This is a genomic window from Blastococcus sp. CT_GayMR19 (assembly GCF_004570385.1).
In the GTDB taxonomy this organism is placed as follows: domain Bacteria; phylum Actinomycetota; class Actinomycetes; order Mycobacteriales; family Geodermatophilaceae; genus Blastococcus_B.
Genome location: NZ_SPQL01000002.1, coordinates 44406 through 64571, shown reverse-complemented (window position 1 = coordinate 64571; position 20166 = coordinate 44406). Strand labels below are relative to the sequence as shown.

Sequence of the window (20166 nt, the reverse complement as noted above, 5' to 3'; positions counted from 1 at the left end):
CGGCAAGGAGGGGGAGTCGTGCGCGGGGGAGCCGTGGGCATGCGGGCGTCGCTGTGGCGGGCGCCGGCGATGCGGGCGCTGGTGGGCGTCACCGTTCTCGGGTTCGTCAGCTACTGCCTGACGCTGGCCTCGCTGCCGGCCTACGCCGTCGCCGGGGGTGCCCGGGAGAGCACCGCCGGAACGGTCACCGCCGTGCTGCTGGTGGTCACCATCGCGGTGCAGGCGGTCGTCCCGGTGCTGACGGCGCGCCTCGGGCAGGCCCGGGTGCTCGCGCTCGGGCTCGTCGCGCTGGGGGCACCGTCTCCCCTCTACGCGGTCGACGACGGGCTGCTCTGGCTCTCCGCGCTGTCGGCGGTCCGGGGCGTGGGCTTCGCCGTCCTCACCGTCCTGGGCGCGACCCTGGCCGCGCAGGTGGCCCCGGCCGAGCGGCGGGGTGAGGCGATCGGCATCTACGGGCTGGCGATCGCGGTACCCAACCTCGTCGCGGTTCCCGCGGGCGTCGCCCTGGTGCTCGACGGGCACGCCGGCTGGCTGGCCTGGCTGGCCGCCTCCCCCCTGCTGGGCCTCTTCCTGGTCCCGACCCTGGTTCGCGCGATGCCTCCCCAGGAGGTCCGGGGTCCGGCCGGGGCCGGTCGGATCGCGGCCATGGCCGCGGTGGCTCCGTCGGTCGTGCTCTTCGTGGTCACCCTGGCCGGTGGGGGCCTGGTCACCTTCCTGCCCATCGAGCGTCCGGATGGCGCACTGGCGACGGCGGCCCTGCTGCTCTTCGGGCTCACCGGGGCGGTGACGCGCTGGCGTGCGGGGCTGCTCGCCGACCGGTTCGGCAGCCGCCGGCTGCTGCCCCTGGCTCTCGTCCTCGGAGCGGCCGGGCTGATCGCCGTGGCCGCGGGGCTCCTCGCGGGAGACGCCTGGGTCCTCGTGGGGGCCGCGGTGTTCGGCGCCGGCTTCGGCGCGGTGCAGAACCTGACGCTGCTGACCGCCTTCGCCCGCGCCGGGGAGGGCGGGGCGACGTCGGCGAGCGCGATGTGGAACGCCTCGTTCGACGCCGGCACCGCCGCCGGCGCCCTCGGTCTCGGGATCCTCGCCGCGGGGATCGGGCTGCCGTGGACCTACGTGCTCGCGTCGGCACTGCTCGCGGTGCTGGTCCCGCTGGCGGTCCGCGCGGCCTCCCCACGCTCCATCGCCTGACGCGCGGCCTCCTCACGCTTCTCGAGAACCTGAGGCCATCGGGCCCGCCTCCAGCCGAAGTAGGCGGCACTGGCAGTCCACGCCGCGGCCGCCGCCAGTGCCCCGATAACCCCTACCAGGCCGGCCTGGACGCCCACTTGCTTCAGGGCCCAGTCGGAGCCCTGGTTGCGGCAACCCTCACCGTCGGCCCTGCTGTACACGTCCGGCGTCAGATGGCCGTAGACGTCGCACGCCGCCGTGGTGTCCGGGAGGTCCGATGCCTGGTCGGCGCCGGCCTGGAGGTCGCCTGGTTCCGGCGCCGAGGCAGGGTCGTCGCCCGGCTTCGGGTCCACCTCATCCCGCCAGTTCTTGAAGACCCGGAGCATGGCGGCGTGCCCCCGCTCGTTGGGGTGCAGGCTGTTGTGCGTCCAGTTGCTCGGGTTGAACCGCTGTGCCGGGTCCCCGTTGACCGACCGCAGGCCGATGAAGTTCAGCCCGGGACGGCCCTCGTTCACCGGGTCGCAGAGCTGCAGGCCGGAGTTCGCCAGGGCGCCTTCCATCTCGACCAGGTAGAAGAAGTCGAACTCCTCGGCGACCGTCCGGATCTTGTTGTTGAGCCCGGCCAGGAACTCGCCGATGAAGGTCCGCTCCCGGGGGCTCAACGCGATGAGCTCGCAGTTGCTCCCGGGGCCGTTGTAGATGGGATCCGGATACGGGATGACGGCGACCGGGGTGCGGCCGAACGTCTCCCGGACCTCCTGGTACGTCGCGCGCAGCGACTCCTCCACCTGCTCCAGGCCGCCGTTCCACAGGGCGGCCTCGGTGCCGCAGTTGCCCGGCGCCACGCACATCTGGCCGATCGTCCCGAAGCCTGCGTCGTTTCCGCCGATGCTGAGCACGACCAGGCGGGGGGTGTACTTCCGGGCGTCCGCGCGATTTTGGTACTGCGCCAGTTGGGTCGAGATCTCTCCGTCCTGGGCATGCGGTCGGGGGTCTTTCGGGGTCTCCGGCCCGGGGCTCCTGGCGGCGATGGGTTCGCGCACGTTGTACGTCGACGCGCCTGAGCAGGCAAGGAAGTCGAGGCCGTCGAAGGGATCTTGCTGGCCGGCGACGGCGGCCCAGGCTGTCGGTGACCGGCGGCAGCCATTGCCACCCCCCTCGTCGGTCCTCTCGTAGAAGGTCGCTGCCCCTTCGCCCGACATGTAGGAGTCGCCGAGGGCGACGAGAACGTTGGAACGGTCGGCCGAGGGTGTGAGCTCCGGCGGCAGGGCCGCCTGCCTCGGTGTGATCCCCATGAAGGCGACCAACGCCAGCACCGCCGCGACATCGGCCATCGTCGACGACGTCAGCGCCACGACGAGGAGGCCGAAGGCCGCGAACGCCAGCAGGACCAGCGGAGAGTCGGCGACATCCGCCGAGGCGACGGCGATCAGCGCGAAGGCGACGACGCCGAGGGTCATGCGGACGAGCCGCTGTCGCGGCGTCCGGATCCGCCAATTGCGGTGGATGGCCTCCTCGGACAGCATCGCCAGCCCAGAAGGGAGCAGGAAGAGCGCCACGACAAGCAATACCGCAGCTACGAGCCAGTGCGCTCGCCCCAAGGCCGCGCAGCCGAGAAAGTAGCTGACGCCGCCAGCGACGAGCGCCCATCTTCCGAGGGAGACCCTGTCCTCGCGGTGGCGCAGGACGACGATCCGGAACCCGAGGCCGACGAAGAAGAGGATCAACGCCGTCAGCACGAGAGTCTCGAGGCTCTGCTCGCGGAACCAACCGGCCGCACCGAGCCCCGCTGCGAGTACGCCGATGGCGATCAGCGAGGTGTGGGGCAGGGTGTGGCGCCTGCCGTCGAGCGAGTCCTCGTACTGGGACCGCACCCAGACCGTGCCCGCGATCGCGTACAGGACGAACAGTCCCATGATCACCGTGCGCGAGGCTCCGCCTCGGGCGCCCCAGTAGAGGAGCCCGACGCTCACGAGGAACCACAGGGTCTGACGGCTGGGTGGGTGATCGAAGAAGTTGCGGACGCGCGTCATCCCGCTGTCCTTGGTGCTCACGCCTGGGCCCCCGTCCCCCGTGGTCTCAGCGGCGAGACCGGCTGGAGGCTAGAGCCGCGGGAGTTGCGGCAACAAGGCGTTTCGTTCTCGTCCGGCGGCGGGGGTGCGGATCATCCGGCGAGGCTGTCGGCGATCTCCTGCTGGGACCGGATCAGCAGGATCTCGTCGGCCGCCTGGCGCAGCCAGACCCGCAGGCCCGCGGGGTCGTCGCGGTTCGCGTCGCGGAGGATGCCGAGCCGCAACTGACGGGTGTTGGCCTGGGCGCGCTGCGCGGGGGGCAGGCTGCGTGCCTCGCTGCGGGCGACGGCGGTGAGCCCGGCCCCGGCGAACACCAGGTCGCGCACCTCGGCGAGTTCGTCGAGCAGGAGGCCGGCGCCCTCCTCGTCGCCGTCGGTCAGCAGCCGGAGGAGCTCCTCGGCGCGGCGGGCACCGTCAGCGGCTGGGTCGGTCATGCCTCCACTGTGCCTGGCCGGACCGGCGTCCTGACGACAGGGGCGGCGCTGGGGCCCCGCATTGCGGGTGTTGTCCCTGCGTTGCGCGTGCTGCAGCACCCGCAATGTCGGGACAACACCCGCAACGGGCTCGTCCGGTCAGGCGTCCCGGCTGCGGAGGACGAGGTAGCCGGCCAGGAGGACGACGGCCACCTCGCCGATGAAGACGGCGTAGCCGACCCACGGGTCGAGCAGCATCGGGTTGAACGACGCCGCCGACGAGACGGCGGACCCGGCGTTGCCCGGCATGAGCTTGCCGATCCACTCGCCCCAGGCGCCGGGGAGGAGGAACACCATGTTGCCGACGACGAAGACCAGACCGAGCACGATCGACAGCGCGGCAGCCGTGTGGCGGACCAGCAGTCCCACCGCCGCGGCGAACAGCCCGAGGCCGGCCATGTAGAGCCCGCTGCCGACCATCGCCCGCAGCACGCCGTCGTCGCTCAGGGCGACGCCGACGCCCTCGTTCTCGAGGAACGGGTTCCCCCCGAAGTAGCCGGCGAAGGCGGTGGCCGTGCCCACGACGAACAGGGTCGTGGTGAGGACCAGGGCCTTGGCCGCCAGGACGGCGCCCCGGCTCGGGGTCGCCGCCAGCGTGGCCCGGATCATGCCGGTGCCGTACTCGCTGGTCACGACCATCGCACCCAGGACGACGGCGGCGATCTGGGCGAGCATCAGGCCCCAGGTGACGAAGGCGGCCGCTGCCTCGTCGGCCGTCTCGCTGGCCAGCTCCCCGGCGGCGGCCCAGCAGACCAGCACGGTGAGGCCCGCGCCCATGACGAACAGCGTGGCCACCGACCACTGCGTCGACCGGACGGTCCAGAACTTGATCCACTCGGCCCGGAGCGTGTCGGAGAACCCGGGCCGCCGGATCCCCGGGACGTTCCGGTTCGGGTCGAGCTCGACGGTCCGGGAGATCGGGGTCATGGTCATCGGGCGATCCCTGCAGGAGTGGCGGCGTGGTACTCCACGCTGTCGGCGGTCAAGGTCATGAAGGCGTCCTCCAGGGAGGAGCGGACGAGGGTCAGCTCGTGCAGGTAGAGGCCGTTCTTGCCGACGAGCTCGCCGATGGACGGCGCGTCGAGGCCCTGCACGCGGAGTTCGTCGTCCTCGTGCACCGCGACGTCGAGGCCGTGCCGGCGCAGGACGTCGGCGACCTCCCCGCGCTGCGGGCTGCGCACCAGCACGTAGGAGGCGGCGTGCTCGGCGATGAAGTCCGACATCGAGCAGTCGGCGAGCACCCGGCCGCGGCCGATGACCACCAGGTGGTCCGCGGTCAGTGCCATCTCGGACATGAGGTGGCTGGAGACGAACACCGTGCGGCCTTCGGCCGCCAGGCGGCGGGCGAGATTGCGGACCCAGCGGATGCCCTCGGGGTCCAGGCCGTTGACCGGCTCGTCGAGGACGACGACGCGCGGGTCGCCGAGCAGGGCGACGGCGATGCCGAGCCGCTGGCCCATGCCGAGCGAGAACTTGCCCACCCGCTGGCGGGCGACCTCGGTCAGGCCGACGAGATCGAGCACCTCGTCGACGCGTCCGACGGGGATGCCATTGGTCGCGGCCAGCCAGCGCAGGTGGTTCCGCGCCGACCGGCCGGGGTGGACGGCCTTGGCCTCCAGCAGCGCGCCGACCTCGCGGAGCGGTGCGGGGGAGTCGGCGTACCGGCGGCCGTTGACGGTCACGCTGCCCGCGGTGGGGCGGTCGAGGCCGAGGACCATCCGCATGGTGGTCGACTTCCCGGCGCCGTTGGGCCCGAGGAAGCCGGTGACCCGGCCGGGCTCGACGGTGAAGCTGATGCCGTCGACCGCGGTCTTCGAGCCGTAGGTCTTGGTGAGTCCGGAGGCGACGATCATGCGGTCGCGCCGCGGCTCGGAAGCGAGGAGGAAGTCATGGGAGCAGCCTGTCGGCCGGGGTGCCCTCGGCACATCGGGGGAACCCCTGAACAGACCCTGAACGGTCCCTGAAGGGAGGAACTCAGGCGCTGCGGGGGAGTTCCCCCTGTGGACGGAGCAGCCGGCGCAGGCTGCGGGCGGCCGCCTGCCCCGCGCGGTTGGCCCCGATCGTGCTGGCCGACGGCCCGTAGCCGACCAGGTGCACCCGCGGCTCGCCGGCGACGTGCGTCCCGTCCATGCGGATGCCGCCGCCGGGACCGCGCAGGTGCAAAGGCGCGAGGTGCCCCAGCGCCGCCCGGAATCCGGTGGCCCAGAGGATCGCGTCGGCGGCCACGAACCGGCCGTCCGCCCAGGCGACGCCGTCCTCGGTGATGCGGTCGAACATCGGCAGCCGCTCCAGGACGCCGCGGTCGAGCGCGTCCCGGACGTAGGGCGTGGACGTCAGGAGCCCGGTGACGCCGACGACGCTGCCGGGTCGGCGTCCCTCCCGCACCGCCCCCTCGACGAGCGCGACCGCGCGGCGCCCCGCCTCCTCGTCGAACGGCCCCTCGCGCCACACCGGCGGGCGGCGGGTCACCCAGGTCGTCGAGGCGACCTGCGAGATCTCACCGAGGAGCTGCACGGCCGACGCCCCGCCGCCGACCACGACGACGTGCTGCCCGGCGAACTCGGCGGCATCCCCGTAGTCGACGGTGTGCAGCTGCCGGCCGGCGAAGGTCTCCTGGCCGGGGTAGCGGGGCACGAAGGGACGGGTCCAGGTGCCGGTCGCGTTGACGACCGCCTGCGCCGTCCAGTCGCCCGTGTCGGTCCGCACCAGGAAGCTCCCGGCGTCGGTGCGGGAGACCGCGCGGACGTGCACCGGCCGGTGGACGGGCAGGTCGAAGCGGCGCTCGTACTCGGCGAAGTACGCCGGGACGACGTCGGCGGCACGCAGGTTCCCGGCGTCGGGCTCGAACGCGAGACCGGGCAGGTCGTGCACCCGGTGGGTGGTGCCGACGGTCAGCGACGGCCAGCGGTGCTGCCACGCGCCGCCGGGGCCGTCGTCGCCGTCGAGGACGACGAAGCCGGTCTCCGGCTCGAATCCCTGGTGGGCCAGCGCCCACGCGGTGCTGAGCCCGGCCTGCCCGGCACCGATGACCACGACGTCGACACTCCGGATGCCCACGTCCGCTGAACGCCGGAGGGCGACCCGCCCTTCCCTGCGACGGGGCGGGCGCCGGCTCAGGGAGCGGTGACGCGGAGTCCGTCCTGCCACATCACCGCGGTCGTCGTCTCGCGCGGGTCGCGGTAGATGCCCATCTTCAGGTAGTTCGAGCGGCTGGACATGTTGTCGCGGGCGTGCCGCGGGACGGCGAGGACGCCGTTCCGGTACACCTCGGCCCACCCGTTCGAGATCGACCTGCCGAACGTGGCGTGCACCACGTAGTCGACCCACTGCCCGCGCGCGATGTCACCGATGACCATCGTGGGAGCGTCCGGGCCCGAGCCGTCCAGCAGGAGCTGGCCCTGCGCGTCCACCTTGAGCGCCATCGGCGGGGACCCTCTTCCCGCGTGCCACTGCATGACCACGAGGAAGTCGCCCGTCACCGCAGGGAAGGCGGCGTCGAACAGCAGACTGAACTCGTACCAGCGCTCGTCGCCCTCGTACACCCGGCCGATGTCGTACCGGGCCACCTCAGCGCGCTCGCCACCGCCCCAGGAGGGCTTGTCGCCGTTGCGCACCTCGTACCGGGCGGCCCACCGCCCCTGCCGGTTGATCGCCCCTTGGACCTGCATGCCGTAGAACGACTCGCGGAAGCGCGAGCAGGACGCGCTGTGCGTCCGGTTCTGGCAGTCGGTCCACTGACTGAAGTCACCCGTCTCGTAGTCGCCCACGAAGACGACCCGGCTGCCCGTCGGCACGGCCGCGTTCGCGGGAGTCGCCGAGGCCATGGCGAGGGCGACAAGAACGCAGACGGTGAGCGCACTCCAGGAGCCCCGGCGACCTCTCATGCCCCGGGGAGGGTAAGGACACCGCCCCCGTTCCGGAAGATCCGCGCACGCGCCATGAGGAACTGGCGCGACGTCGCGGCCCGCCGTTCCCGTCCGTGGCGGGATCCGGCCGGTCCGGCGCTCAGACGGCCGCGCTCCCCTTGTCGAGGATCTGACCGGCGTTGCCCGTGTCCATCGTGCCGTTGCCGTCCTGGCCCCTGCCGGAGGCGATGAACTCCCATTCGTAGGAGCTCTCGTACAGATTGAACTTGAGCACCCCGAAGTCGCTGTCGTTGCGGAACTCGCTGCCCGGCTGGGCCGGTCCGAATCCGTAGAGCTCCTTGCCGCCCGAGCCGATCACGAAGCTCCGGGCGCCCGCGTCGCCGGCCTGTCCGGCGCAGTCCATGGGTGCGAACCGCTCGTACTGGTGGTTGTGCCCGAACAGGACGATCTCCAGCCCGCCGGTGAGGGCCAGGGCGTCCCACAGCGGGCAGACGTCGTCGGAGGGCCCGTGGTTGTCGCTGGAGGTGTACCGGGGACGGTGCGTGTAGAGGATGTAGTGCTGCCCCGGATGGGCGGCCACGTCGTCCTGCAGCCACTCCAGTTGCGCACCGGAGGTGCTGATCTCGGTGTTGAGTGCGTAGGCCCGCCAGCCGTTGCCGACGTCCCAGGCGTAGTACGCACCGCCGTCGACGGGATTGGTGACGTTGGCGGCCCCGAAGTAGGCCAGGTACCCGGCCGGCGGATCGGAGTGGTACTCGTGGTTGCCCGGCACCGGATTGGTCCGGTCCTTGAACGCCCCCCAGGTCGGGTCGTACTTCTCCAGGTAGTCCGACAACGCGCCGTCGGGGTACGCGTTGTCGCCCGTCGTGAAGACCGCGGCGGGAGCTGCGGCCTGGATCAGCGCCGCCGTCGCGGCGGCCTCCTCCCTGTCGCCGGCGATGTCCCCGGCTCCGATGATCGTGACCGCGGTTGCGGCAGCGGGCTCCGTGCGTTCGCTCTCCTGGCCGCCCGCTCCGGCGGTCTCCGCGGGCGCTGTCGGGGTGGCGCGGCCCTCCGAGCACCCCGTCGAGACGAGCAGGAGTGCCACGAGGAGGGCCGGCAGCCGCACGGGAACCGGCGTCCGACGGCGAGGCTTCATGGCGACCCCTGTGCGCTCGGAGGGCACGACGATAGGCAACCGGCCCGGATCCCGGAAGCACCTGGCGCCGTCGGCGGAGGGGGACATGCGGGCCGCCGCTCCTGCTCACGGAGCAGGCCGGCACCGCGCGCGTGCTGCAGCGGACCCCGTTCCACCCGACCGGGCAGTGCCGATTCCCGGACGACCGAGCGGAGGGGCAACGCCCCTTGCGCAATGTGGTGTGCGCACGTGGGTCGCCCCAGGAGCGGTGTGGGGACGCACCACGTCGACCGGCCGGGGCCCGCGGGGAGCCCCCTCGAAGGGGTGGACTACGGCATGGTGACCGATCCGTTATCTCCCGCTGCTCGGTTGGGGCCTTAATGCCCTTAGAGTCACGCCCCATGTGGGCCAGGTCACGCGAGGGGTGTGTGCCCGGCCGATGTGCCGTTCGCCTCGCCCCGGCCGCCTGGTCCCTCCGGTCAGGCCCCGGGGCACCCCCTGCCCCCGGTGCCGGGACCCGTGGGGCACGCCGCCGGCCGACCGGCGCGGCGTCCGCCCTCTCGTGACCTGTTCGTCTCCTCCCGATCCGCCCCTCGCCCCCGCGTCGCAGGACGACGCAGAGAGGAAGTGCTGTCCGTGCTGAGCATCGATTCGCTCCACGTGACCTACGGCGGTGCCGTTCAGGCCGTGCGCGGGGTTTCCATGGAGGTGCCCGACGGCAAGGTCGTCGCGGTCCTCGGCAGCAACGGTGCCGGGAAGAGCACCCTGCTGCGCACGATCTCCGGAACGCTGCGGCTGCACCGGGGCAAGGTGGACGCCGGGTCGGTCCGGCTCGGGGACCTCGACCTGGTCGGCCGCGACCCGGGGCAGATCGTCCGGGCCGGCGTGGTGCAGGTGCCCGAGGGGCGGCGCATCTTCGGACGGCTCACCGTCGAGGAGAACCTGCGCGCCGGCGGCATGGGCAACAAGGACAAGGCCGCCAAGGCCAAGGCCCAGGAACGGGTCTTCGAGATGTTCCCGGTGCTGAAGGAACGCAGTTCCCAGCGTGGTGGCCTCCTCTCCGGCGGTGAGCAGCAGATGCTGGCCATCGGCCGGGCGCTCATGGCGAGTCCCAAGCTGCTGCTGCTCGACGAGCCGTCGCTGGGCCTGGCGCCCAGGATCATCGGCCAGATCGGCGAGGTCATCGCGGAGATCAACCGGCAGGGCACCTCGGTGCTGCTCGTGGAGCAGAACGCCACCATGGCTCTCGGGGTCGCCGACCTCGCCTACGTGCTGGACGTCGGGGAGGTGTCGCTCTCCGGGGACGCACGCGAGCTCGCCCAGACCGACGAGGTGCAGCGCCTCTACCTCGGCCACGACGGTGAGCAGGCGCCCCTGCGCACGTCCGCGGTGTCGGGCAAGAAGCTCTCCCGGTGGACGGCATGACCGCCGGCTCCCCTGTCGAGGCGGACGTCCGGCCGGACATCCCGCCCGTCGAGGTCGACAACGTCAGCGTCCGCTTCGGGGCGATCAAGGCGCTGTCCGGGGTCTCGTTCACCGTCCAGCCCGGCACGATCCACGCCGTCATCGGGCCGAACGGCGCGGGCAAGTCGACGATGTTCAACGTTCTCTCCGGCGTCTACAAGGCCGCCGAGGGGCAGGTCCGGTTCGGCGACCACCGGCTGGACCAGATGCGGCCGTACAAGATCGCCGGCATCGGCGTGGCCCGGGCCTTCCAGAACATCGCCCTGTCGGCCGGCCAGACCGTGGCCGAGAACCTCATGCTCGGCCGTCACCACCTCACGAAGGCCGGCTTCCTCGCCGCCGGGCTGCGGCTCCCGCGCGCGACGCGCGAGGGCAAGGTGCACGGCGCCCGGGTGGCCGAGATCGCCGAGTTCCTCGAGCTCGGGAACAAGCTGCACACGCCCGTCGGTGTGCTGTCCTACGGCGACCAGAAGCGCGTCGAGGTGGCGCGGGCGCTCTGCACCGAGCCCCGGCTGCTCCTGCTCGACGAGCCGGTCGCCGGGATGAACGCCGAGGAGACCCATCGCATGGCGGAGGCGATCCTGGAGATCCGTTCGGCGCTGGGCATCTCGGTCGTGCTCGTGGAGCACGACATGGGCATGGTCATGTCACTGGCCGACCGGGTCACCGTCCTCGACTTCGGACGGCGCATCGCCGACGGGACCCCCGCCGAGGTGCAGGCCGACCCCGAGGTCATCCGGGCCTACCTGGGATCCGGTGACGAGATCGATCCGGCCGCGGCCGCCGCACATTCCTCCGACACTCCCGGGACGCACTCGTGACCCAGTTCCTGTCGTTGCTGCTCAACGGCGTCTCACTCGGCGCGCTGTACGCGCTCATCGCCCTCGGCTTCGTGATCATCTTCAAGGCCAGCGAGGTCGTGAGCTTCACCCACGGCTCGCTGCTCCTGCTGGGCGCCTACACGATCGCCCGCGCGTCGGACTCGATCGGCTTCTTCCCGGCGGTGCTGGTCGGGCTGGCCGTCACGGCCCTGGCGGCCGTCCTGGTGGAGCGGCTGATCATCAACCGGCTCCGCGGGGCAGCGGTGATCAGTCTCGCGATCGTGACGATCGGCGTCGACATCATCATCCTGACCGAGATGATCCGGCGGATCGGCTCGGACATCCTCAACGTCCCGCACCCGTGGGGTGGCGGGTCGTTCCGGCTCGGTGACGTCGGCATCAGCCAGAACCGCCTGGTCGCGATCGCGGTCGCCGCGGTCCTCATCGGGTTGTTCTTCGCGGCGTTCAAGTACTCCAACTGGGGCATCGCGATGCGGGCCTCCGCCGAGGACGGCGAGACGGCCGCGCTCATGGGCATCAAGCAGGGGCAGGTCTCCGCGCTGGCCTGGGTGGTCGCCGGCATCCTCGCCGCGGTCGCCGCCCTCTTCCTGGTCGGGTCGCCCACCCCGGGCGTCACCCCGGCCGCCTACGCGGTCGGGCTCCGGGCCTTCCCCGCGGCGATCCTCGGGGGGCTCGACTCCACCGGGGGTGCCCTCGTGGGCGGACTGCTCATCGGCATCGCCGAGGCCCTCGCCGCCGGCTACCAGGACCAGCTGCTGTTCCTCGGTCGCGGGTTCAGCGCCGTCGTCCCGTTCATCGTGATGATCGCCGTCCTGATGTTCCGTCCGTCCGGGCTGTTCGGCACCAAGGAGCTGACCCGTGTCTGAGTCGACCGCTGTGGCCGCCAAGGGCGCGACCCGTCGCAACGGAGCCAAGGGGAGCAACGGGGCCGGCGGCGGCCGGTCGGCCCGCTCGCTGATCAAGCTGCTGCTCGTGGCCGCCCTGCTGGTGGTCCTGCTCGCGCTGCCCCTCTACGTCCCCGAGTTCTGGCTGCGCACCGGCTTCGCGGTGTTCGGCGCGATCGTGGGCGCCATCGGGCTGAACCTGCTCGTGGGGACCACCGGCCAGCTGTCCCTCGCGCACGCCTTCTTCCTCGCCGTCGGCGCGGTCAGCTACGTCTTCGTCTCCGGCGAGCCGGGCGGTCTGGGCGTCGCGGATCTCGACGGGCTCTCGTTCCCGCCGATCGTCGGGATGATCGTCGGAGTGCTGCTCGCCGGCCTCGCCGGCCTGATCTTCAGCCCGATCGCGGCGCGGCTGCGGGGCATCTACCTCGGTGTCGCCTCCCTGGCGCTGGTCTTCATCGGCATCCACGTGCTCAATGCCTGGACGTCGGTCACCGGTGGCTTCAACGGGCGCACGGCGCCGGAGTTCTCGCTGTTCGGGTTCACCTTCGGCAACCGCGACCCGGAGCTCTACGTCATCGGCGTCCCGTTCCGGGAGGCCGAGCGGCTCTGGTACCTGGGGCTGGTCCTCGCGCTCGCCGCGTACCTGTTCGCGCGGAACATCCTGCGCAGCCGCCCCGGGCGGGCGCTGCAGACCCTGCGGGACAGCGAGGTCGCGGCGGCGGTCATGGGCGTCAACGTCCAGGGCTACAAGGCGCGCATCTTCCTGGTCAGCTCGATGTACGCCGGGCTCTCGGGTGTCATGTACGCCCTGTCCATCGGCAGCATCGCGCCGGAGTCCTTCGGGCTCGAGCTCTCGATCCTCTATCTCGCCATGATCGTGCTGGGCGGCCTCGGCTCGGTCAACGGAGCCGTCCTCGGGGCGATCTTCGTCAGCGCCCTGCCGCTGGTCTTCCAGCGCTACGCCGACATCATCCCGTTCGTCGGCGGACAGGGCGGGGGCGGACTGGCGGCCGGCGAGGCGGCCCGCTTCCTTTTCGGCGCCGCGATCATCCTCGTGATCCTCTTCGAGCCCGCCGGCCTCGCCGGCATCGCCAACCGCATCACCGGCCGCGGCCGCGCCCGCGCACGTCCCGGCGGCGGCGCCAGCACCCCACCCCCGTCCACCGATACCTCCACTACCTCCACCAGCCCCAGTCCGTCCGATCGTCCAGCACAAGGGAGCACCACATGAAGCTAGGGAAGACTTCTCGGAGCGCGGTCGTCGTGGCCGCCGCCGTCGTCGTGACGGCAACCGGCTGTAGCACGAAGGCGCCGGAGAGCAGCGGCGGCGGCGGCGGTGGCGGCGCGGCCGCCGAGGTCCAGACCGACATCGGCGTCGAGGGCAACACGATCACCCTGGGCGTCCTGACCGACCTCACCGGTGTGTTCGCTGCCCTCGGCAACGACATCACCAACGCCAACACGCTGTTCTGGGAGAACAACAAGGTCTGCGACACCTACGACGTCGAGCTCAACATCCAGGACACGGGCTACGTCCCCCAGCAGGGCGTCCAGCTCTACAGCGGGATGAAGGACAGCGTCCTGGCCATGCAGCAGACGATCGGCTCGCCGATCAACACGGCGTTGGCCCCCGAGTACGAGGCCGACGAGATCGTCAACTTCCCGTCGGCGTGGTCCAAGACCCTCACGGAGATCCCGGGTACGGGTGTCCTGGGCGCGACCTACGACGTCGAGATCGCCAACGGCTACTCGTACCTGTTCGAGGAGGGTCTCCTCAAGGAGGGCGACACCGTCGGCCACATCTACTTCGAGGGTGAGTACGGCGCGAACGGCCTGGCCGGCACCAAGGCCGTGGCCGAGGAGATGAACCTCACCGTGGTCGAGGCGCAGATCAAGGCGACCGACCAGGACATGAGCGCCCAGATCACCCAGTTCAAGGCGGCCGGGGTCAACGCGATCGTCCTCACCGTCTCGCCCACGCAGACGGCGTCCGCCGCCGGCGTGGCCGCGGCCCAGGGCCTCGACGTGCCGATCCTCGGCAGCAACCCGGTCTTCGCGCCCGGCCTGCTGGCCGGCCCGACGGCGGACGTGCTGAAGGAGCGGCTCTACGTGGCCGCCCCGTTCTCCACGTTCGACCAGCACCCCGAGGAGCTGAAGCAGTACGAGGAGGCCTACCCCGAGGTCACCCCGAGCACCGGCGTGCTCTTCGGCCTCGGCATGTCCGAGACCATGAAGCAGGTGCTCGACGCGGCGTGCGAGAACGGTGACCTCACCCGCGCCGGCGTGCGGGAGGCCTTCGACGCGCTCGAGGAGGTCGACACCGGTGACCTGATCGTCCCGCTGCGGGGCTTCGAGACCGGCAAGTCGCCCAGCCTCTCCAGCTTCATCCTGCGGCCGGCGGACGTCCCCGGCGGCGCCACGGTCGCGGCCGAGGCCTTCGAGGGCGAGTTCGCGGAGAAGATCGCCGGCTGATCGACGGCCGGCACGACGGCGGCGCCTCTTCCCTCCGGGGAGGGGGCGCCGCCTTCTTTCTGCGGTTCGTCGGGTCGCGTGGTTACAGCCGGTTGGCGCGCGCGACCGGGAGCAGGCGCAGGGCGAGGACGCCGGTGAGGACGGCGCCCACGGCCAGTGGCACCGTGGGGGACGTCGCCCGGGCGGCCACGGCCATCACGAACGGCGCCGCGAAGCCGATGTAGGCACACGCCAGGAACAGCGAGGTCAGCGCGCCGAGCCGGGCCGGGGCGGCCAGCCGGGCGGTGAGCGTCAGTCCCGCTGCCAGGCAGAGCCCGCCGCCGGCCCCGAGCAGGGGCGCCGCGGCGATCAGCCACGGCAGCGCACCGGTGGTGGCGAATGCCGCGGCGGCTCCGAAGCCCACCGTCCCCAGAGCGGCGCCGACGACCGCCGTCCACGGGCCGAGCCGGCGTTGCAGCCCCGCGACGACCGTGCCGGCGCCGAGGGTGACCCCGGCCAGCACGCCGGTGACCGCCACCCCGCCGTAGGGCAGGTCCACGAGCAGGGGGACGGCGTTGATGATCGTGGACGGAAACGCGTAGACGCACACCGCGACCGGGGCCAGGACCGTGAGCACCAGCAGTCCGTCCCCGGCGCGGATCAGCGGCGAGGACCGTGCCCTGTCCGGCCCCGTCCGGCTCGGGTGCAGCAGGTCGACGGTCTCGGGCAGCCGGACCGCCAGCGCGAGACCGACGGCGACCAGCGCCACGTGGATGAGGTACGGGAGCACGGTGGGGGCCGGCGCGTACTGGCCGAGCAGTCCACTGGTCAGCGGGCCGAGCGAGAAGCCGGCCGTCATGGCGAACGCCGCGCGGCGGCCACCGGCTCCCTCCCCGGAGGCCAGGGACAGCTCGCCGACCCACGCGCTCCCGACGCTGAAGACGACGCCGCTGACGACCCCCTGCGCGAAGCGGGCGAGGAACAGCAGGCTCAGGGAGTCGCCCGCGGCCGCGAAGGCCAGCGACGCCAGTGCCGACAGCACGATGCCCGGTATCGCGACCCGACGGCGGCCGAGCCGATCCGACAGGGGCCCGGCGAGCAGCAGGGCCGGGACGAGGCCGGCGGCGTAGCAGCCGAAGAGTGCCGTGAGCACCTCGGCCGACAGGTCGAGCCGCTCCTGGTAGACGAGCAGCAACGGGGTCGGGACGTTGGTGCCCGCCGCCACGGCGAACAGGGCGAACACGGCCCGCTTCCAGATCACCGGCCGACCCTACGGACCCGGCCGTACGGCCACGATCCGGTCGCGGACGACCCGCCGGTCAGCCCTTGCTGCCCGTGGTGGCGATGCCCTCGACGAAGGGCCGCTGACCGAGGAAGAACAGCACGATCATCGGCACCGTCGCGATGACGCTCGCCGTCACGATGATCTCCCAGTGCCACTGCCACTGCCGCCGATGCCGAACTGGTCGACCGGGCCCGGCACGTGCACGAAGTCGGTCACCTCGCGCCGGATGACGCGGAACCCGTCGGCTCCCTGCAGGTGGCCGACGTTGGCGGCGCTGCCGGTGAGCAGGTTGTCGAGGCAGACGACGTCGACGCCCTCGGCGACCAGCCGCGTGCACAGGTGCGAGCCGAGGAACCCGGCGCCGCCGGTCACCACCACCCGGTGGACGTCGCGGGTCGGACGGGGCGCCGCCTGCACGTGGCTCGCCGGGAGTGCTGTTCCCGGATCGGCGGCGGCCACGGCGGCTCCTCGGGCGTCGTTGCCGCCGGGCCCCATCCGTGGCCGGTGACGGTGTCCGCCGATGATTCATCGCCCGCGTGCGGCGGGGAAGCCCTGCGTGCGCAGTGCGTGCTGCCCGCCCCCCCCAGGTCACGTTTCGTGCGGGGAAAGGTCGACGGGGGGACGATTCCCGCCGCTGGCGCTACAGTTCGCGCCCCTGCGTGTGTCCCCGCACGCTGGGCAGGCCGACGACGGGAGTGCGGGTGAACCTGGAGAAGGTGGTCTTCGGCTTCTTCGTCGTGCTCGCCGCGACGCTGAACTTCGGGTTCTTCATCGGCGACATCTCGGACCCGACGCTGCACAACCCCTACGAGCTGTTCGCGGCCGTCGTGGTCAACCTCATCGCGACCGTGCTGAAGTTCGGTGACCGCACGCAGATCGGTGCGGTCCACCTGGCCACGAGTCTGGTCGCCGACCTCCAGCTCATCGGTGCCGCTCTCATGTTCGGCTACGCCACGTACGTCTCCACCGCGGGCATGACCGCGGCCTGGACGGCGAGCGTCGTCTCCCTCTCCGGGGGAGCGCTGCTGGCCAACATCGTCTCCGTGGTGCTGCTCGTCATCGAGACGGTGTCGTTCCACCGCGGCTGATCGGAGACCGTCGTGGGCAACCCCCTCCTCGCCTTCTGGACCCGGATCTTCGACACCGACGACGACGAGCGGCGGCTGCGGCGGGCGTCGGTGCGGGTGGCCGCGGCGTCCGCGGCGAAGGCCTCGGCGACGGTCTTCCTGATCCTGCGGCGGATGCGTGCGCCGCTGATCGTGCTCATCGCCATCTTCGCGGTGAGCGTGCTGGGCCTGACCCTCATCCCGGGGGAGGACCCGGAGGGCCGGCCCCACGAGATGGGCTTCTTCGACGCCTTCTACATCATGAGCTACACCGCGACGACCATCGGCTTCGGCGAGCTCCCGTACCCGTTCACCTACAACCAGCGGATGTGGGTGACGATCTCCATCTACCTCACCGTGGTCGGCTGGGCGTACGCGATCGGGTCCCTGCTCGCCCTGCTCCAGGACCGGTCGTTCCGCTCGGCGCTCGCGCTGCAGCGCTTCACCCGGAAGGTCGCCCGGCTGGGCGAGCCCTTCGTGCTCGTCGCCGGCTACGGGCGCGCGGGGGAGCTGCTCGGGCACTCGATGGACGCGCTCGGCCGGCGGTTCGTCGTCCTCGACAACGCCGCCGAGCGGATCGACGGGCTGGAGCTGGAGAGCTACCACGCCGACGTCCCCGGTCTGGCGGCGGACGTGCGGGATCCCGGTCATCTCGGGGTCGCGGGCCTCGGTCATGCGTCGTGCGAGGCGGTCGTCGCGCTGACCGACGACGACGAGGCCAACCTGGCCGTCGTCATGTCGGCCGCGCTGCTGCGCCCCGACGTCCCCGTCATCGCCCGTGCGACGTCCCGGGCGATGGCCGACCGGATGCGTGCCTTCGGCAGGCCCAGCGTCGTCAATCCCTTCGACGTCTTCGGCGACCACCTCCGGCTCGCCCTGCGGACGCCGGCCGCCTACCAGTTGCTGACCTGGCTGGAGAGCGGACCGGGTGCCGCTCTCCCGTCCCGCGGCTCACCGCCACGCAGCGGCCGGTGGGTCGTCTGCGGGTACGGCCGGCTCGGTCGGGAGCTGACTGCGGACCTGCGGCGCGAGGGGCTGGCCGTCACCGTCATCGAGTCCCGACCCGTGGTCGCGGACGCCGAGGACGTCGTGGTGGGCGACCCCTCGCAACCGGGCGTGCTCGAACGGGCGGACCTCGAGGGCGCCGTCGGATTCGTGGCGGGCACCGACAACGACACGACCAACCTGTCCCTGGTGGCCGCGGCCCGGCGGATCAATCCGTCGCTGTTCGTCGCCGCGCGCCAGAACCGGCCGGCCAGCGGGCCGTTGTTCGGCGCCATGGAGATCGATGCCCTGCTGGTGCCGACCGAGGTCGTCGCGCACGAGATCTACGCGCAGCTGTCCACGCCCCTGCTGTGGCGCTTCCTGCGCGAGATGCCGGCGAAGGGCGACGACTGGGCGGCCGAACTCGTCGCCCGTCTCAGCGACGTGTGCGGCTCCCACCTGCAGGCTCTCTGGAAGGAGCGGCTCACCCCGCAGGAGGCACCTGCGCTGTCCGCCTGGCTCGACTCGGGCACGGCCCGGCTGGGGGATCTGCTGCGCAATCCGGAGAACCGCGACGAGTCGTTGCATGCGGTGCCGCTGCTGGTGCTGCGGGGCGACGAGGCGACTCTCGCGCCCGGCTCGGACTTCGTCCTCGCCCCCGGGGACGAACTGCTGTTCGCCGGCTGGCCCGCCGCCCGCCGGGCTCTGGGGACCATCCTGCAGATCGACGCGGCCCGCGAGTACGTCGTCACGGGACGGCGCGTGCCGACGAGCTGGATCTGGCGCCGGCTCACCGGCACGCGAGCGGCATAGGCGCATGCGCCCGCGCACGTTCCTCGCCGTCGCGGTCGCCGTCCTGGTGGCCGCGCCGGGCTGTGCCGCCATCCCGGTGGATCCCGAGGGCACTCTCGAGCGCGCGTCCGGCGGCGTCCTCCGGGTGGGCATGTCTGAGCACGAGCCGTGGACGGCGCTGGACGACGGCGAGCGGTCGGGCGTGGAGGTGCGCCTGATCGAGGAGTTCGCGGCCGGGCGGGACGCCGACGTCGAATGGCAGGACGGCGGTGAGGAGTCCCTGATCGAGCAGTTGCACCGCGGCGAGCTGGACGTCGTCGTGGGCGGCCTGACCGAGAAGACGCCGTGGGTGGACGCCGCCGCGCTCACCCGGCCCTACGTCGTCGTGACCGGCCCGGACGGCTCGCCGGAGCCGCACGTGATGGCTGCGCGACGGGGAGAGAACGCGCTGCTGGTCGCGCTCGAGCGCTTCCTGCTCGAGCACGAGGCCGCGGTGGCCGATGAGCTGGACGGCGAGCGCCCGTGACGACCCGGAGCGAACGGCGTGCGAAGACGCTGGCGGAGCGGATCGAGCTCCCGCCGGCCAAGACCCGCGTGCTGCAGCACGCCGTCCGCCTCGAGTGGCTGACCATCGCCTTCCTCGTCACCGCCGTCACGGCCATGTACCTCGCGCTCGGCAGCTCCCAGGCCATGAAGGCCGCGTGGATCGAGGACCTGCTCTCCTTCCTGCCGCCCATCGCGTTCCTCGTGACCAACCGTGTGCGGTCCAAGGAGCCGACCCGCGACCACCCGTTCGGCTTCCACCGCTCGGTCAGCGTCGGCTACCTGGTGGCAGCGGTGGCGCTGCTGACGATGGGCACCTACCTGGTAGCGGAATCGGCGCTCGGACTGGTGTCCGCCGACCACGTCCCGATCGGGCTCGTGACCGTCTTCGGGTACACGTTCTGGGCGGGCTGGCTGATGATCGCCGCCCTCACCTACACGCTCGTCCCACCGGTGCTGCTCGGTCGGGCCAAGCTGACGCCGGCCCGCGAGCTGCACGACAAGGTGCTCTACGCCGATGCCGACATGAACAAGGCGGACTGGCAGACGGCGGCGGCCGGCATCGTCGGCGTGCTGGGCATCGGCCTCGGTCTCTGGTGGCTGGACTTCGTTGCGGCCATCGTCATCGGCGCCTCGATCGGCTACGACGGCTGGAAGAACCTGCGGACGGCGCTGAGCGACCTGATGGACTCGCGGGCGTCGGTCTTCGACGACCGGACGACCGTGCACCCCGCCGTTGCCGGCATCCGGGACGCCGCGCTGGCCGAGCGGGGTGTGGGCGCCGTGCAGGTGCGGGTCCGCGAGGAAGGGCACGTCTTCCACGCGGAGGTGTTCGTGGTGCCGTCCGGCGCGGCGCTCGGCCTCGGCGACCTGGACCGGATCCGGGACGCCGTCCGCGGCGTGGACTGGAAGCTGCACCACGTCGTCGTCGCGCCCGTCCGCGAGCTGCCCCTGGGGAACCTCCCGCCGTCCTGACGTGGCCGGACCGCCGGGAGACACCGCCTCACGCAGCTGCGCAAGGTTCCCTCGACCGGGGACGTCGGGAGGTGCTCGAGCCGGCTTCGTCGCCCGCGCGAAGGCGGTTGACGACCCGCCGCTGTCGGCGACCGCTACCTGCGGC

General features: G+C 72.1%; 19 protein-coding genes. 10 read left to right on the top strand and 9 right to left on the bottom strand.

Annotated elements, in window-relative coordinates; translation table 11 throughout:
• Window positions 1–18: 18 nt before the first annotated feature.
• A complete protein-coding gene (locus E4P39_RS02895) occupies window positions 19–1188 on the top strand; it encodes an MFS transporter (RefSeq protein WP_245159601.1) in 1170 nt (389 codons plus the stop codon).
• Here the strand turns inward: E4P39_RS02895 and E4P39_RS02890 are convergent.
• From E4P39_RS02890 to E4P39_RS02860, 7 genes are all read right to left on the bottom strand, one after another.
• Window positions 1110–3221, bottom strand: coding sequence for an SGNH/GDSL hydrolase family protein (locus E4P39_RS02890; protein WP_167761536.1), 2112 nt, complete (start codon window positions 3219–3221; stop codon window positions 1110–1112). The two genes, E4P39_RS02895 and E4P39_RS02890, sit on opposite strands and share 79 nt — an antisense overlap.
• Window positions 3222–3331: 110 nt before the next feature.
• Window positions 3332–3673, bottom strand: a complete 342-nt coding sequence (locus E4P39_RS02885) for a hypothetical protein (RefSeq protein ID WP_135134898.1) — start codon at window positions 3671–3673, stop codon at window positions 3332–3334.
• A 138-nt stretch (window positions 3674–3811) separates the two neighbouring features.
• Complete coding sequence (locus E4P39_RS02880) at window positions 3812–4645, bottom strand: ABC transporter permease (RefSeq protein WP_245159600.1); 834 nt, start codon at window positions 4643–4645, stop codon at window positions 3812–3814.
• A complete protein-coding gene (locus E4P39_RS02875) occupies window positions 4642–5565 on the bottom strand; it encodes an ABC transporter ATP-binding protein (protein ID WP_135134897.1) in 924 nt (307 codons plus the stop codon). Before E4P39_RS02875 ends, E4P39_RS02880 begins: the two co-directional genes overlap by 4 nt.
• 121 nt (window positions 5566–5686) lie before the next feature.
• Window positions 5687–6769 (bottom strand): NAD(P)-binding domain-containing protein, encoded by a 1083-nt coding sequence (locus E4P39_RS02870; RefSeq protein WP_245159599.1) that lies wholly within the window; start codon window positions 6767–6769, stop codon window positions 5687–5689.
• Window positions 6770–6825: 56 nt separating this feature from the next.
• The gene (locus E4P39_RS02865; RefSeq protein WP_135134896.1) at window positions 6826–7596 is read right to left on the bottom strand and encodes a polysaccharide lyase; all 771 of its coding nucleotides are present in this window, start codon (window positions 7594–7596) and stop codon (window positions 6826–6828) included.
• A gap of 121 nt (window positions 7597–7717) precedes the next feature.
• Window positions 7718–8716: a metallophosphoesterase gene (locus E4P39_RS02860; RefSeq protein ID WP_167761535.1), complete on the bottom strand. Its 999-nt coding sequence runs from the start codon at window positions 8714–8716 to the stop codon at window positions 7718–7720.
• Between the two features lie 615 nt (window positions 8717–9331).
• Between E4P39_RS02860 and E4P39_RS02855 the strand changes: the two genes are divergently transcribed.
• From E4P39_RS02855 to E4P39_RS02835, 5 genes are read left to right on the top strand one after another with little or no spacing between them, the layout of a single operon-like run.
• Window positions 9332–10120: an ABC transporter ATP-binding protein gene (locus E4P39_RS02855; protein WP_135134894.1), complete on the top strand. Its 789-nt coding sequence runs from the start codon at window positions 9332–9334 to the stop codon at window positions 10118–10120.
• Window positions 10117–10980 carry an ABC transporter ATP-binding protein gene (locus tag E4P39_RS02850; protein ID WP_135135264.1) on the top strand — a complete coding sequence of 288 codons (864 nt, stop codon included), beginning with the start codon at window positions 10117–10119 and terminating at the stop codon, window positions 10978–10980. Before E4P39_RS02855 ends, E4P39_RS02850 begins: the two co-directional genes overlap by 4 nt.
• Window positions 10977–11867 (top strand): branched-chain amino acid ABC transporter permease, encoded by an 891-nt coding sequence (locus E4P39_RS02845; RefSeq protein WP_135134893.1) that lies wholly within the window; start codon window positions 10977–10979, stop codon window positions 11865–11867. Before E4P39_RS02850 ends, E4P39_RS02845 begins: the two co-directional genes overlap by 4 nt.
• Window positions 11860–13116 (top strand): branched-chain amino acid ABC transporter permease, encoded by a 1257-nt coding sequence (locus E4P39_RS02840; RefSeq protein ID WP_135134892.1) that lies wholly within the window; start codon window positions 11860–11862, stop codon window positions 13114–13116. The genes E4P39_RS02845 and E4P39_RS02840 overlap by 8 nt, the downstream gene beginning before the upstream one ends.
• The gene (locus E4P39_RS02835) at window positions 13113–14357 is read left to right on the top strand and encodes an ABC transporter substrate-binding protein (protein ID WP_135134891.1); all 1245 of its coding nucleotides are present in this window, start codon (window positions 13113–13115) and stop codon (window positions 14355–14357) included. Before E4P39_RS02840 ends, E4P39_RS02835 begins: the two co-directional genes overlap by 4 nt.
• An 82-nt stretch (window positions 14358–14439) precedes the next feature.
• Here E4P39_RS02835 and E4P39_RS02830 read toward each other — a convergent pair whose 3' ends face one another.
• On the bottom strand, window positions 14440–15597 hold the full coding sequence (locus E4P39_RS02830; RefSeq protein WP_135134890.1) for an MFS transporter: 1158 nt from the start codon (window positions 15595–15597) through the stop codon (window positions 14440–14442).
• Window positions 15598–15753: 156 nt separating this feature from the next.
• Window positions 15754–16080, bottom strand: a complete 327-nt coding sequence (locus E4P39_RS02825; protein ID WP_245159598.1) for an NAD-dependent epimerase/dehydratase family protein — start codon at window positions 16078–16080, stop codon at window positions 15754–15756.
• A gap of 242 nt (window positions 16081–16322) precedes the next feature.
• Here E4P39_RS02825 and E4P39_RS02820 point away from each other — a divergent pair, with 242 nt between their 5' ends.
• Genes E4P39_RS02820 through E4P39_RS02805 form a run of 4 tightly spaced genes read left to right on the top strand, consistent with a single transcriptional unit; the run spans window position 16323 to window position 20021 of the window.
• Window positions 16323–16709: a DUF6394 family protein gene (locus tag E4P39_RS02820; protein ID WP_135134889.1), complete on the top strand. Its 387-nt coding sequence runs from the start codon at window positions 16323–16325 to the stop codon at window positions 16707–16709.
• Between the two features lie 12 nt (window positions 16710–16721).
• On the top strand, window positions 16722–18524 hold the full coding sequence (locus E4P39_RS02815; RefSeq protein ID WP_209306312.1) for an NAD-binding protein: 1803 nt from the start codon (window positions 16722–16724) through the stop codon (window positions 18522–18524).
• A 4-nt stretch (window positions 18525–18528) separates the two neighbouring features.
• Window positions 18529–19029, top strand: coding sequence for a transporter substrate-binding domain-containing protein (locus E4P39_RS02810; RefSeq protein WP_135134888.1), 501 nt, complete (start codon window positions 18529–18531; stop codon window positions 19027–19029).
• A complete protein-coding gene (locus E4P39_RS02805) occupies window positions 19026–20021 on the top strand; it encodes a cation transporter (RefSeq protein ID WP_209306311.1) in 996 nt (331 codons plus the stop codon). The genes E4P39_RS02810 and E4P39_RS02805 overlap by 4 nt, the downstream gene beginning before the upstream one ends.
• The last annotated feature ends 145 nt before the right edge of the window (window positions 20022–20166 follow it).